Annotated in this window: 15 protein-coding genes; 5 read left to right on the plus strand and 10 right to left on the minus strand. The window is 70.7% G+C overall.

All coding sequences use genetic code 11. The features are described 5' to 3' along the window. Positions 1–56 precede the first annotated feature (56 nt). Together AB0I28_RS20325 and AB0I28_RS20330 are read left to right on the plus strand one after the other, a co-directional pair. The gene (locus tag AB0I28_RS20325) at positions 57–212 is read left to right on the plus strand and encodes an excalibur calcium-binding domain-containing protein (protein WP_357495412.1); all 156 of its coding nucleotides are present in this window, start codon (positions 57–59) and stop codon (positions 210–212) included. 322 nt (positions 213–534) lie between these two features. Further along, positions 535–681 carry an excalibur calcium-binding domain-containing protein gene (locus AB0I28_RS20330; RefSeq protein ID WP_357495948.1) on the plus strand — a complete coding sequence of 49 codons (147 nt, stop codon included), beginning with the start codon at positions 535–537 and terminating at the stop codon, positions 679–681. Between the two features lie 56 nt (positions 682–737). Here the strand turns inward: AB0I28_RS20330 and AB0I28_RS20335 are convergent, their stop codons facing one another. Both AB0I28_RS20335 and AB0I28_RS20340 read right to left on the minus strand, forming a co-directional pair. Next, entirely contained in the window at positions 738–1,277 is a 540-nt protein-coding gene (locus AB0I28_RS20335; RefSeq protein ID WP_357495414.1) for a hypothetical protein, read from the minus strand. A 2-nt stretch (positions 1,278–1,279) separates the two neighbouring features. Beyond that, positions 1,280–1,789: a helix-turn-helix domain-containing protein gene (locus AB0I28_RS20340; RefSeq protein WP_357495416.1), complete on the minus strand. Its 510-nt coding sequence runs from the start codon at positions 1,787–1,789 to the stop codon at positions 1,280–1,282. 175 nt (positions 1,790–1,964) lie between these two features. On the opposite strand from AB0I28_RS20340, the gene AB0I28_RS20345 reads away from it, so the two are divergent. Beyond that, positions 1,965–3,062 (plus strand): epoxide hydrolase family protein, encoded by a 1,098-nt coding sequence (locus AB0I28_RS20345; protein WP_357495418.1) that lies wholly within the window; start codon positions 1,965–1,967, stop codon positions 3,060–3,062. Positions 3,063–3,112: 50 nt separating this feature from the next. On the opposite strand, the gene AB0I28_RS20350 is transcribed toward AB0I28_RS20345, so the two are convergent. The 6 genes from AB0I28_RS20350 to AB0I28_RS20375 all read right to left on the minus strand — a co-directional run bounded on the left by AB0I28_RS20350 (position 3,113) and on the right by AB0I28_RS20375 (position 7,940). Beyond that, a complete protein-coding gene (locus AB0I28_RS20350) occupies positions 3,113–4,276 on the minus strand; it encodes a DUF697 domain-containing protein (RefSeq protein WP_357495420.1) in 1,164 nt (387 codons plus the stop codon). A gap of 74 nt (positions 4,277–4,350) precedes the next feature. Continuing rightward, positions 4,351–5,259 carry an EI24 domain-containing protein gene (locus AB0I28_RS20355; RefSeq protein ID WP_357495422.1) on the minus strand — a complete coding sequence of 303 codons (909 nt, stop codon included), beginning with the start codon at positions 5,257–5,259 and terminating at the stop codon, positions 4,351–4,353. 32 nt (positions 5,260–5,291) lie between these two features. Further along, complete coding sequence (locus AB0I28_RS20360) at positions 5,292–6,056, minus strand: alpha/beta hydrolase (protein ID WP_357495424.1); 765 nt, start codon at positions 6,054–6,056, stop codon at positions 5,292–5,294. Continuing rightward, the gene (locus AB0I28_RS20365) at positions 6,053–6,340 is read right to left on the minus strand and encodes a DUF2516 family protein (protein WP_357495426.1); all 288 of its coding nucleotides are present in this window, start codon (positions 6,338–6,340) and stop codon (positions 6,053–6,055) included. Before AB0I28_RS20365 ends, AB0I28_RS20360 begins: the two co-directional genes overlap by 4 nt. A 95-nt stretch (positions 6,341–6,435) precedes the next feature. Next, a complete protein-coding gene (locus tag AB0I28_RS20370) occupies positions 6,436–7,164 on the minus strand; it encodes an exonuclease domain-containing protein (RefSeq protein ID WP_357495429.1) in 729 nt (242 codons plus the stop codon). A gap of 35 nt (positions 7,165–7,199) precedes the next feature. Continuing rightward, a complete protein-coding gene (locus AB0I28_RS20375) occupies positions 7,200–7,940 on the minus strand; it encodes a maleylpyruvate isomerase family mycothiol-dependent enzyme (protein ID WP_357495431.1) in 741 nt (246 codons plus the stop codon). Between the two features lie 40 nt (positions 7,941–7,980). Between AB0I28_RS20375 and AB0I28_RS20380 the strand changes: the two genes are divergently transcribed. Then, positions 7,981–9,036, plus strand: a complete 1,056-nt coding sequence (locus AB0I28_RS20380) for a UDP-N-acetylmuramate dehydrogenase (RefSeq protein ID WP_357495433.1) — start codon at positions 7,981–7,983, stop codon at positions 9,034–9,036. A 53-nt stretch (positions 9,037–9,089) separates the two neighbouring features. Here AB0I28_RS20380 and AB0I28_RS20385 read toward each other — a convergent pair whose 3' ends face one another. Continuing rightward, positions 9,090–9,821 (minus strand): DUF998 domain-containing protein, encoded by a 732-nt coding sequence (locus AB0I28_RS20385; RefSeq protein ID WP_357495435.1) that lies wholly within the window; start codon positions 9,819–9,821, stop codon positions 9,090–9,092. A 175-nt stretch (positions 9,822–9,996) separates the two neighbouring features. Here AB0I28_RS20385 and AB0I28_RS20390 point away from each other — a divergent pair, with 175 nt between their 5' ends. After that, complete coding sequence (locus AB0I28_RS20390) at positions 9,997–10,416, plus strand: MerR family transcriptional regulator (protein ID WP_357495437.1); 420 nt, start codon at positions 9,997–9,999, stop codon at positions 10,414–10,416. A 10-nt stretch (positions 10,417–10,426) separates the two neighbouring features. On the opposite strand, the gene AB0I28_RS20395 is transcribed toward AB0I28_RS20390, so the two are convergent. Beyond that, positions 10,427–11,770: a carotenoid oxygenase family protein gene (locus tag AB0I28_RS20395; RefSeq protein WP_357495439.1), complete on the minus strand. Its 1,344-nt coding sequence runs from the start codon at positions 11,768–11,770 to the stop codon at positions 10,427–10,429. Between the last annotated feature and the right edge of the window lie 17 nt (positions 11,771–11,787).

Below are 11,787 nucleotides of genomic sequence, written 5' to 3' on the forward strand. Positions count from 1 at the left end.
CATCGGCACCGCCGTCGCCGTCAGCACCGTCCGTCTCCCCCGCCCCGCTGCCGCCGTTGCCGCCGAAGCCGCCGCCGCGGACCGACCCCCGCTTCGACACCTGCCGTGAGGCCAACGACGCCGGTTTCGGCCCGTACCGGCTCGGCGTCGACCCCGAGTACCACTGGTACGAGGACCGCGACGACGACGGCCTCGTCTGCGAACGCCGCTGAGCCCCACCCGCCGAGCGCCGGTCCCGGTTACCCCACCGTCCCTCCGCCACTGTCCGGCCCACCGCCCCCAAGCTCACCCCCGAGCAGGCCAAGACCGCCGGCTTCGTCGGCCTCGCCGACCAAGAGCCCCGGCGCGACCCCGTCGAAGTCGAAGAAGAAACCCCCGCCCCCCGACACCGATCCGCGCTTCGACACCTGCGCCGACGCGCTCGCCGCCGGCTACGGCCCGTACGAGTAGGGCCGCGACAGCGAGTACGGGTGGTACCGCGACGCCGACGGTGACGGGGTCGTCTGCGAGCCGCCTCGCGAGGAGGACGACGACCTGCCCGACGACCCGGCCACCGACCCGCGCTTCGACACGTGCGGGAAGGCCAACGCGGCCGGGTACGGCCCCTACTACCGTGGCCAGGATCCCGAGTACGACTGGTACCAGGACCGCGACGACGACGGCGTGGTCTGCGAGACCTGACCCCGCGCACGAAAAAGGCGGGGCCCGCGGGCCCCGCCTTCACCTCACCTCGGCCCTCAGGCCTTCGGCACGTCGTTCTTCTTCGCCCGCGGCGTGGTCTTGCGGGCGGTGGGCTGCTTCACCGTCGGCTTCGGCGCGGCGGGACCGGCGGCCGGGCCCGCGGCCGGAGCCGCCGCCTCGGGCGCGGTCTGCGGCATCGAACCGGGAGTCCCGACCGTGGGCGTGCCAGGCGCACCCGCCGTGTCGGGGCGCGCGATGGTCGCCATGACCCGGATGGGGCTGCGCTCGCCCGCCGCGACACGCTCGCCGCGCGTCACGAGCTCGGCGTAGGTGTCCTTCGCCCGCTCCTGGGCCTTGGCGGCGGTGACGATGGCCGACTCGCGCAGCTTGTCGGTGTCGATCTCGCGGACCTTGCGGCCGGCCTCGATCAGGTCCTCGCGAACACCCTGGAGGCGCTCGTTCAGCTTGGCGCGGTCACGCAGCTCGCTGAACTGACCGGGAAGCTTGCGCAGCTGCTCCATGGCCAGCTCACCGGCGCCCGCGGCAGCGTAGATGGGCTTGGGGAGCTTACGGGTACGGTCGGTCGACGACGGCATGACTAGTCCTCCTCGGACGGTTGTTCGGTGGTCGGGCGGCGTCGCTGACGCGCCCGGGCTTTGGGGGCCGCGACTGGTGTCGCCGCCTCTTTGTCGAGTTCTTCCTCGGCGGCTTCGGCCACTTCGGCGTCGGTGACGACTACCGGGCCGTCGCCTTCATCATCGAGGTCTTCGCCGCGCGTGCGGGCGTTTTCCCGCCGGAAGGCCTCGTAGATCTCGGTCAGGGTCTGCTTCTGGCGGGTCGTCAGATCGGGGTCGCCGGCGATCGCCGCCATCGTCCCCGGCCCGTCCTTGTCGTTGAGTAGCCCGGCTCGCAGGTACATCAACGGCGTCGAGACCTTCAACGCGTTGGCGATCTGCTGGAGCACTTCGGCGCTTGGTTTACGCAAACCACGCTCAATCTGGCTCAGATACGGATTGCTGACACCGGCCTGGTCGGCGAGCTGCCGCAGGGACACCTTGGCGTTGTTCCGCATCTCGCGGATGAACTCTCCGATATCGCGTCCGGCCATGACTCCACGGTAGGGGCGACTGCTAGCAACTGCAAGCGGAACGCTCATTCTCGGCCGAAATCAGGGTTCCCTTACGGGCCTGACATGCGGTTGTAATCGTTTCGTGATAGCTGCCACATGCAAGCACCGCTAACTAGGTCATGATCAGGCCTACATGATCCTTAGTGTGGCGTCCATGAGAGAGTTCCGGATCGAAATCCCCCAGGCCGACCTCGACGACCTGCACGCCCGCCTCGACGCGACCCGCTGGCCGGCCGACATCGCCGGCGGCGAGGGCTGGGACCACGGCGTCCCGCTCGCCTACCTCAAGGACTTCGCCGCGCACTGGCGCGCGATGGACTGGCGCGCCATGGAGGACCGGCTCAACGCCTTCCCCCAGTTCGTCACGATCATCGACGACCACGAGGTCCACTTCCTGCACGTCCGCTCCGCCGACCCCGACGCGGTGCCGCTCATCCTGACCCACGGCTGGCCCAACTCCTTCGTCGAGTTCGCCGACGAGATCGAGCACCTGACGCCGCGTTTCCATGTCGTCATCCCCTCCCTACCCGGTTTCGGCTTCTCCGAAGCGCCCAAGGAGGCCGGCTTCGACGCCGAGCGCGTCGCGCGCATGTGGGCCGAGCTGATGGAGCGCCTCGGCTACGACCGCTACATCGCCCAGGGCGGCGACTTCGGCGCCTACGTCGCGCCCGCCCTGGCCAGTGCCGCTCCCGACCACGTCATCGGCGTCCACATCGACGGCGGCATCGGCCTGCCCACCGCCGACGACGTCGACGGCATGGAGCCCGCGGAGCTCGCCGAGTGGGAGCAGATGCAGGTCTGGACGACCATGCCCCTGAACCACCACGCCATCCTCGGCAAGGCGCCGCGCACCTTCGCCTACGGCCACAACGACTCCCCGGCCGGCCTGCTGGCGTGGCTGCTGCACAAGTTCAAGGAGTTCACCATCTCCGCCGAGACGCCCGACAAGGTCATCGACCGCGACCTGCTGCTCGCCAACGCCGCCCTGTACTGGTTCACCGGCGGCACCGCGACCACGTCCTGGACCTTCGACTACGTCCGCGCCGGCGAGGCGATGGCCTGGCCCGCCGGGCAGCGGCACGCGCCCACGGGCGTCTACGGCGGCGGCTCCGACTTCGTCCGGCGCAGGGCCGAGCGCGACAACGACATCGCGCACTGGCCGCAGGACAACGCCTTCAGCGGCCACTTCGTCGCCATGGAGCAGCCCGCCGCGCACGCCGCCGACATCGCCGCATTCGCCGCGAAGCTCTGACACGGAAAAGGGCCGCGCACCCGACTCGGATGCGCGGCCCGACGACGTTCCTAGGCCTTCGTGCCCTTCTTGGCCCGCGCCTTGAACTCTTCCTCGAAGATGCGGCCGGCGTCCTCTTCCCGCAGGCTCGGCTCGACGAGCATGCGCTCGCAGACCTTCATCCACGCGAATCCCGACGCCGTCGTCAGCACCGCGGCGGTGCCCGCGCTGACCGCGGCAACGGCGATGTTCACGCCCGGCACCGAACGCCCGGCGGACTTCGCCACCAGCGACCCGACGAGCTTGGCCACGATCCGCCCGCTGGCGATCGTCGCCCCGCCGGAGAAGGCCACCGCCGCAACGCGCATCGTCCGGCGCTTGCCGAGCGTGACGCCGTAGGTGGCGCTGACCCGCGCGATCATGGTCATCACGATCGCGAGCACGCCCACGTCGGAGACGACCGGGACCGGCACGGCCCCGCTGCCGCCGGCCGCCGCGGCGGCGCCGAGCACGATCTGGCGCGCCTTCTTGCGCTTCAGCTCCAGGTCGATGTGCTGTGCGGCGATAAGCGCTTCGTGTACGGCAGCAGGCACAACCGGAAAGGTGCCCTCCAGCAGCTCGCGCAGACCGTGCGCGGGCTGGCCGAGGTCGGGATCACCGATCGAGTTGACCATGTACACCTTCCCGCGCGGCGTGGTCGGGAGGTTGAGCTTCTTGATGTGCTCGGCCAGCGCGACGGCGTCCTTGTGGTAGCCGCCGTCCCTGGTGGTGGGCACCTGGGAGAGCACCATCATGACCGGCAGACCCAGGTCGGCCAGCGCGCGGACGAAGCGCGCGTGGCTCTCCAGGAAGCGGCGGCTGTAGCTGTTCGTCACGAACCACACCACGTGGATGCGCTCCGACACGGGCCGGGCGCGGTTCTCCGTGACGATCCGCCGCAGCTCGGCGATGATGCTGTCGACGTCGCTGGCGTCGTCGAGGCCGAAGCCCCGGTTGTCGTAGATGCCGAGCGGCTCGGGTGGGCCGCCGTGATAGGTGATGTGCTGGGTGATCGAGTCGCCGATGTCGGTCGCGGCGAGCTGCCGGCCGAACACCGCGTTGATGAGGGTGCTCTTGCCGGCGCCGGTGTCGCCGAAAACGGCGACGTTGAACGTCCCGATCGCAGCGAGCGCCCTCTCGTACTCGTCCTCGAAGCGGTTGGCCAGGTCTCGGAAGTCGTAGCTGTCGACCCTCATTGCATCAACGGTAGCGCGTCGACGCCACAATGCGGCGATCTTGACGTCTAAGCGGCGTCTAAACCTGTTTCGGGTTAACGATTCGATGAATACGGCGGCCGCTGCGACTGTCCGGGCTGCGCGTATCCCTGGTGGGAGTGCGGATGGCCGGGCATCTGGGCGGGCGGCCGACCGGGCTGACCGGAGTTCGTGGCCATCGTCACGGCGGGCTCGCCGAAGATCTCGCGCGCCAGCAGCGTCCCGCCCGCCACGGCCGCCGGGGTCGCCAGGACCGCGCCGCCGGGGATCAGGAACAGCAGGACGTAGGCGGTGCCGAAGCCGACCGCGAGGGGTCGGTTCTGCGCCAGCCGCTTACGCCGTCCGGTGTAGTCGACACCGCGCCGGGTGAAGGGCACCGCGACGATGCTGACGGTGAAGAACCAGCCGGCGACCAGGGCGCCGATCACCGGGATCACGGTCTGCCCGACGAAGGGGATGAACCCGGCGACGAACAGGAACAGCGCGACCACGAGAGTGCGCATCAGCAGCCGGACGGCCTCGACGACCGAGCGGCCGATGCCCGCCCAGAACTTGATCTCGACCTCGCCGTTCACCCCGCCGCAGAGCTTCTCCACCTCGCCCGAGATGGACTCGTAGAAGGGATCGCCGACGATCATCGTGACCGCCGTGTAGGTCAGGAAGGTCAGTAGCGCGCCGACGCCGACGATCGCGAGGCCGGCGATGACCTCCATCGTCGTCTTCCAGCCCTCGCTCCAGTCCCCGGCCCAGCCGGTCGCCCAGGTTGACAGGTCACCGATGTTGGCCAGCAGGAAGACCCAGCCGACCACGAACAGGATCAGCGTGATCAAGGCCGGGATCGCGCCGAGCAGCATCAGCTTGGGGCGTCGCGCCCACATGCCGAGGCCGCGAGCGGCGAGCCGGAATCCGTTGGCGAACTGGGCGGCGGCGCTGGGATTGCGGGCGGGAGAAGCCGTGGGGAGCATGGCGAATACGGTACGGACCACCGTCCAGTCGCTCAAGCCGAGGCGTTGAGGAAACCCGAGATCCGGGCGCGCAGATCGCCTCGGTAGCGCCACAGCAGTCCCGGTTCGGGGTAGACGTGCGCGGTGGCGTTGGGGAGGAGAGCGGCCAGGCGGCGGGTGACCTCGGCGGGATGGCGGGCGTCGCCTTCGGCGCCGATGAGCAGCACGGGCACCTCGACGGCCTTGAGCGGTTCGGCGTCGTCGAGGGGGTTGTCGGCGGCGATCTCACCGAACATGCGCTCGCCCCTGCGGCCGGTCAGCGCGGCGACCTGCTCGCCGACGAACTCGCGCGCGGAGTCGCGGGCCTCGGGGGGAATCTCCTCCGACAGCAGCGCGGCCAGCTCGTCCGGCTCGGCGGAGAACACGCGGCGCCAGTAGGCGACCGCCTCCGGCCCGCGAGGACCGGCCACGACGGCCGGGAGGACCAGTACGAGGCGCTCGAAGCGGCGGGGATCGTCGGCGGCGGCGCGCAGGAGCGTCCCGGCGCCCATGCTCACGCCCAGGGCGCGCGTGGCGCCGTGCGCGTCGGCGATCTCACGCAGGTCGGCGGCCAGGCCCTCGTAGGTCATCGGGCCGCGCGAGGAGCCGCCGTGGCCGCGCGCGTGGAAGAACACCTTCGTACCGGCGACGCCCGAGGCGAAAGGCCGCGTCGTCGCGATCGACCCGGCCAGTCCGTGCGCGAAGACCGTCACCGGCTCCCCAGAACCGGTGGTGAGCTCTTCGAGTGCGGCGCCGGACGAGGTCCGGCGCACGGTCACCACGAATGGTCGCCGATGTCCCGCATGGTCGGGCGGACGTCGACGAGGTACACCAGCGCGCCGATCACGGCGATCAGGCCGATGCTGCTGTAGCCCATGAACAGGATCGTCAGCAGGACCGTGCCGGCCAGCAGCGCCAGCCACAGGGGCTTGGAGAGCGTGCCGATCGCGCCGAAACCGTCGGCGCGCTGGAAGGCGCAGTGGATGATCGCGACGCCCTCCACGAGGAGGACCACGCAGAACAGGCCCAGATCGACCCAGCCGGTCACCTCGTAGGCAAACATGCGTCAAAGAGTACGGCGTGATCGGCGTGTGCGGCCAGCGGTGGGCGGTTTCGCACCCGGGTGTCTCAGGGCGTGTCCGGTGGACGAGACAAGCCCTACTCGTCGAGCCTGAGCGGCCAGCGCTGGTCGACCGACTCCTCGCGTCCCTTGCTGCGGAAGTATCGCTCCAGCCCGGCGGCGTCGGCGGCGTGCCAGTCCGCCTGGGCGTCGTGGAGCTTGCGGACGGCCATGCCGCCGATCACGGCGTGCCGTCTGCCGATCTCACGGCACAGCTCGACGGTGGCAGTGGCGTCGGCGTCCGCCGAGTGCGCGCCTTCCAGCTTCACGCCGTAGTGGGCCGTCACGTCCGACAGGGTCCGCTTGCCCTTGCGGTAGCGGTCGGCCTGCTTGTCCAGCACGTACGGGTCGAGGACCGTGATCGCCGACCAGTCCGGCTCGGGCAGGCCGTGCCGGCGCAGCTCGCAGGCCAGCATCGTCAGGTCGAACCCGGCGCGGTAGACCACGACCGGGATGCCCGACTCGACGGCCGCGACGAGTGCCCCCGCGATCTCGGGCAGCACCTCCGGCGCCGGGCGGCCCTCGGTGCGGGCACGCTCGTCGGTCACGCCGTGCACCGCCGAGGCCTCCGGCGGGATGGGCACGCCCGGGTTCACCAGCCAGGTCCGGCGCATCGCGCCGGGGCCCACGACGGCCGCCGTGACGATCCGGTCGGCGAAGGGATCGGTGCCGGTCGTCTCCAGGTCGAAGCCGATCAACTCGCCACCGGTCCACCCCGCCGATTCGGCGAAGAGCTCATCGAGGCCGCCGAGCGCAAATTCGGTCATGGCGGCCAGGTTAGTTCAAGGGGGTGACAGAACCGTCAACCAGTGCGCAAAGCCGACAGAAGCGCAGGGTCGCCCTCAATGCTCAGCATGTCGAAGGGGACACGCCCCCACAAGGAGAGCAGCACGTCCGAAGCCGGGCCCGATGCGCGCACGTCGACCGGCTCGTCGGAGTCGACGCTGGGCGCGTCGAGCAGGACGACCCGCTCGCCGTTGAGGCGCAGGAACCACTCCTTCTCGGAGTCGGTGGCGATCAGATGCGCCAGGCCGGCGGCGTCGGTGGCGGGGTCCAGGCGGCGCCCGGCGGGCAGCCAGGTGTCGAGGACCTCGTCGATGCCGTCGTCGGCCAGGTCGTCGCCGATGGGCTCGGTCACGCCGACCGAGACCTGCGCGTCCCAGCGGTGCAGGGCCGTCTCCAGTGCGGCGCGGCGCGCCCAGAACAACGCGGTCTTGGGCTGCGGGGCCCAGTTCCAGGCGGGGCCGTCGGCGGGCATCGCCTGGAGCGTCGCCGACAGCTCGGCGTAGGAGGCGTCGAAGAACCCGGCGACGTCGGCCGGCGCGTCCACGGGGAGGTCGTCGGGCTTGTCGAGTGCGCCCCGTTTGACGACGGCGGCGATCCGCTGATGGACCGTCCCCAGGTGCACGGCGAGGTCCCGGAGGGTCCAATCAGGACACGGCGGAACGGGACTGTCCAAAGTGTCCGGGGCGAGCGCGCCGCGGAAGGCGGTGGCATCGCGGTGCAGGGCGTCGAGGTAATCGGTTTTGTCCCAGTTGGTCATGGTCGCCACACCCTCTCGTGCCGGAGCAGGGCCCCAGCCTATGGTGGTCTGCGTGCTTGATGTGATCCCACCCCGGCTGGCCCGGTACACGACCCTGGGCCTGGGCGGACCCGCCGGTCGGCTCGTCGAGGTCGACGCCGCCGCCGACGTCGTCGAAGCCGTTCGCGGTGCCGATGGGCCTCTCCTCGTACTCGCCGGGGGGAGCAATGTGGTGGTCTCCGACGACGGTTTCTCCGGAACCGTCGTGCTGTTGCGCACCCATGGCGTCGAGGTCACCGGCTATGACGACGGCGTCCTGGTCAAGGTCGCCGCCGGACACGGCTGGGACGAGTTCGTCGCCCGCGCCGTCGCCGAGGGTTGGTCGGGCGTGGAGTGCCTCTCTGGAGTACCCGGATCCGCTGGCGCCACACCGATTCAAAACGTCGGCGCCTACGGACAGGACGTGTCGGAGACCATCGCCGAGGTCACCGTCTATGACCGCTCCCTCGACCGTGTCGAGATCTACCCGCCCGAACGCTGCGGTTTCGGTTACCGGGGAAGCGTCTTCAAGCATGACGACCGCTACGTGGTCCTCGACGTGACCTTCCGGCTGCGTCTTTCGAAGATGTCGGGGCCGCTGCGCTACGCCGAGACCGCCCGCGCCATGGGCGTCGAGGCCGGTGGGTCGGCGCCCCTGGAGGAGGTCCGCGAGACCGTGCTGAGACTGCGTCGGGGTAAGGGAATGGTCCTCGACCCGGCCGACCCCGACAGCCGCAGCGTCGGGTCCTTCTTCGTCAACCCGGTGCTGTCCCAGGCCGAGTTCGCCGCCGTCGCCGCCAAAGCTCCCGCCGACGCCCCGCCACCGGCCTGGCCCGACGGTGAACGCGTCAAGACCTCGGCGGCCTGGCTCATCCAGCACGCCGGTTTCGAGAAGGGCTATGGCCGCGACGGCGTGGCCATCTCGACCAAGCACACCCTCGCGCTCACCAACCGCGGCGACGGCACGACGGCGGCGCTGCTGGATCTGGCGGCCGAGATCCGCGACGGCGTGCGCAAGGCGTACGACGTGACGCTGCGGCCCGAGCCGGTCTTCGTCGGGATCACCGGCTGGGATTAGGGCCGCGCTCGCGGGAGGGGCGGGGGCCGCGCCTCCCTTCCCGCTGTCCCGCCTCAGGCCATAGTGGACGGAAGCGGCTCGCCGGTCACCGGCTGCGGTTGCGCGCCGCGCCGGACCGCCCGGCGGCACCAGGCCGCCAGGACCAGCACGACGAGCACCTCGGTGAGCGTCAGCCCGCGCTCCACCAGGCCGAGCGGCACGACCTGCCACCAGGCCAGCGTCGAGAACTTCGCGTAGATCATCGACGCGGGCAGGATCGCGAACCAGGCGACCGAGAGCCAGCCCAGCCGAGCCGTCCAGCGGCCCCAGTTGCCCCACTCGGCGTCGGCGCGCCACGGCTTCGACAGGCGGATCGCCGCGATCGGCAGCGCGATGAAGGCCATCAGGCTTCCGAACTGGTGCACGTAACCGTTCCAGCTCGGCCCGATCTGCCAGTCGTGCTTGGGGAAGACCACGACCATCATCAGCCCGATGCTCCACAGCGCCAGTGCGATCGACCCGCCGGACCACGGCTTGGCCAGCCGGCGGGCGATCAGCGCCACCAGCACCGCCGCCGATCCCAGCGACAGCAGCGCCACGCCGGTGTCGAAGACCGGCCGCAGCGGCCCCAGCGCGTACTCGCTGATGGTCCTCCACAGTGGATTGCGCGGCCAGTTCACCGTCCACAGGTCGAGCCCGCCGATGAGCACGACGGCGGCGAGCGCGCCGCCGATCCCGCCCAGCGCGAGGCCCTGCACGACCGGGGTCGGCGAGGCCGGCTCGGCGGCGAGTTCGGTGGTGGACATGTCGGCCTCCGCAGTACTTCGGACGGGTTTCGAGGCTAACCGCACATGTCGGCCGATGCCTGAGAGCCGTCTCAGGCTCGGCGTGGCGCGCCTGGTCGGGCGTGGTGCCCGCCGGGTGGGTGAGAGCCGGCTCACGCCTAGAGTTCGCTCCAGGTCGAGTCGTAGTCTTGGCGGCATGACCCGGGCACTGACCATCGGCGAAGTCGCCGAGCGCACCGACCTGAGCGTGCACGCCCTGCGCTTCTACGAGCGTGAGGGACTGCTCGTCGACGAGGTCCGGCGCAGCGCCAACGGCCGCCGGCTGTACAGCGAGGACGACGTCGCCTGGCTGACGACGTGCACCTGGCTGCGCAGCTCGGGCATGCCGCTGGCCGAGATCCGCCGCTACACCGACCTCATCCGCGAGGGCCGCGGCAACGAGCCGGAGCGGCTGGCGCTGCTGCGGGCCCACCGCGAGCGGATCCAGGAGCAGCGGGCCGCGCTCGACCGCTGCATGTCGATGATCACGCACAAGCTGGCCGTCTACGAGGACCACCTCAACGGCGTCGACAACGGGTGCATCGTTCGCGACGCCGAGGAGTTCGAGGCGGGGTAGGGGGCCCGCGTCAGTGCGGGTCGGGGATCCAGCTGCCGTGCAGACCGAGCGGGACCCGCACCGGCAGGTGGACGCGCGCCAGGGGAGCGGCGGTGAAGTCGGCCGCCGAGAGGATCACCAGGTCGGTGGCGCCCCGGTCGGCGTCGTGGGCGTAGGTCATGACGTAGCCGTCGTCCTCGGTCCTCGGTGACGCCGAGGACACGAAGACGCCCTCGCCGACGGCGTTGTGCCGCCCGAAGTCGTGGATCTCGGCGGTCCCGGTCTGCCCGTCGTGCTTGAGGAGCTGGTTGCCGAAGCCGTCGGGGCGCGTGGGGATCGTGTACAGCTCGGTGACGGCGAGGTAGCCGAAGCGGTGGGGCGCCTGGGCGTAGCGCTGGTTGATGCGCGGGAAGTCCTGGGGGCGGTCGTCGACGAGGTCCTGGCGGACGTGCCCGTCGATGAGGTCGATGGTCCAGCGCTCCAGGATCGGGCGGCTGGCGCCGATGTCGCCGAGGTCCCACTCGCGGGGGTGGACGATGACGTCGACGACGATTCCGCGCGAGGTGTCGTAGGCGTTGACGGTGTGGCCGACGGTGCCCTGGGTGAGCTCCAGCCAGCGCACGGCGCCGCCTTCGCGCGGCATGACGCCGACGCGGGCCGGGCGGTCGCGGTCCCAGCCGTACGGGATGCCGACGGCCAGGCGCTCGGGGGCGAAGACGATCGGCGAGTCGAAGACGAGCACGTGCCGGTCGGTGAGCGCGAAGTCGTGCATGTAGGGGTTTCCGGGGGTGGAGATCATCGTGGTCCGCACGACGCGCCCGGCGGCGTCCATGACGATGTGCTGGACCGACTCGTTGCCGTACTGGAAGGCCAGCGAGTGCAGCTCGCCGGTGGCCGGGTCGTACTTGGAGTGCGCGTTGGCGGAGTAGCCCTCGGGTGTGGCGCCGAGCTCGGCGGGGCCGACGGTGTCGAGGTCGTAGGTGAGCTCGTAGGGCCGGATGCCGCCCTCGATGAGGGCGTAGGTCCGGCCGGCGTACCCGGTGACGTGGACGTTGGGGGTGAAGTCCATGCGCTCGTCGACGGGGGTGCCGCGGCGGGGCTCGCCGAGGCGGTCGGCGACCGAGGTCGAGCGGATCCAGCGGTTGCGGTACCACTCGGCGCGGCCGTCGCGGATGCGCACGCCGTGAACCATGCCCTCGCCCATGGTCCAGAGGTGGGGCGTGGAGGGGTCGTCGATGCCCAGCGGGTTGGGGCCGTTGCGGAGGTAGCGGCCGTTGAGGTGGGCGGGGATCGTGCCGGTCACGGGGAGGTCGTAGGCGGTGACCTCCTCCTTTACGGGGGCGAAGTTTCCGGAGAGGTACGGGTTGAGGGTCATGCCACGACCATACACAC

The sequence above is a fragment of the Phytomonospora sp. NPDC050363 genome (genome assembly GCF_040655735.1).
Taxonomy (GTDB): Bacteria; Actinomycetota; Actinomycetes; order Mycobacteriales; family Micromonosporaceae; genus Phytomonospora.

Coding starts and splice junctions, on each gene's coding strand:
- AB0I28_RS20340 (WP_357495416.1), bottom strand. CDS start 1,789: ATGGCCGGACGCGATATCGGAGAGTTCATCCGCGAGATGCGGAACAAC.
- AB0I28_RS20390 (WP_357495437.1), top strand. CDS start 9,997: ATGACCCGGGCACTGACCATCGGCGAAGTCGCCGAGCGCACCGACCTG.
- AB0I28_RS20395 (WP_357495439.1), bottom strand. CDS start 11,770: ATGACCCTCAACCCGTACCTCTCCGGAAACTTCGCCCCCGTAAAGGAG.
- AB0I28_RS20370 (WP_357495429.1), bottom strand. CDS start 7,164: ATGACCGAATTTGCGCTCGGCGGCCTCGATGAGCTCTTCGCCGAATCG.
- AB0I28_RS20380 (WP_357495433.1), top strand. CDS start 7,981: ATGGTGGTCTGCGTGCTTGATGTGATCCCACCCCGGCTGGCCCGGTAC.
- AB0I28_RS20335 (WP_357495414.1), bottom strand. CDS start 1,277: ATGCCGTCGTCGACCGACCGTACCCGTAAGCTCCCCAAGCCCATCTAC.
- AB0I28_RS20345 (WP_357495418.1), top strand. CDS start 1,965: ATGAGAGAGTTCCGGATCGAAATCCCCCAGGCCGACCTCGACGACCTG.
- AB0I28_RS20355 (WP_357495422.1), bottom strand. CDS start 5,259: ATGCTCCCCACGGCTTCTCCCGCCCGCAATCCCAGCGCCGCCGCCCAG.
- AB0I28_RS20385 (WP_357495435.1), bottom strand. CDS start 9,821: ATGTCCACCACCGAACTCGCCGCCGAGCCGGCCTCGCCGACCCCGGTC.
- AB0I28_RS20375 (WP_357495431.1), bottom strand. CDS start 7,940: ATGACCAACTGGGACAAAACCGATTACCTCGACGCCCTGCACCGCGAT.
- AB0I28_RS20365 (WP_357495426.1), bottom strand. CDS start 6,340: ATGTTTGCCTACGAGGTGACCGGCTGGGTCGATCTGGGCCTGTTCTGC.
- AB0I28_RS20350 (WP_357495420.1), bottom strand. CDS start 4,276: ATGAGGGTCGACAGCTACGACTTCCGAGACCTGGCCAACCGCTTCGAG.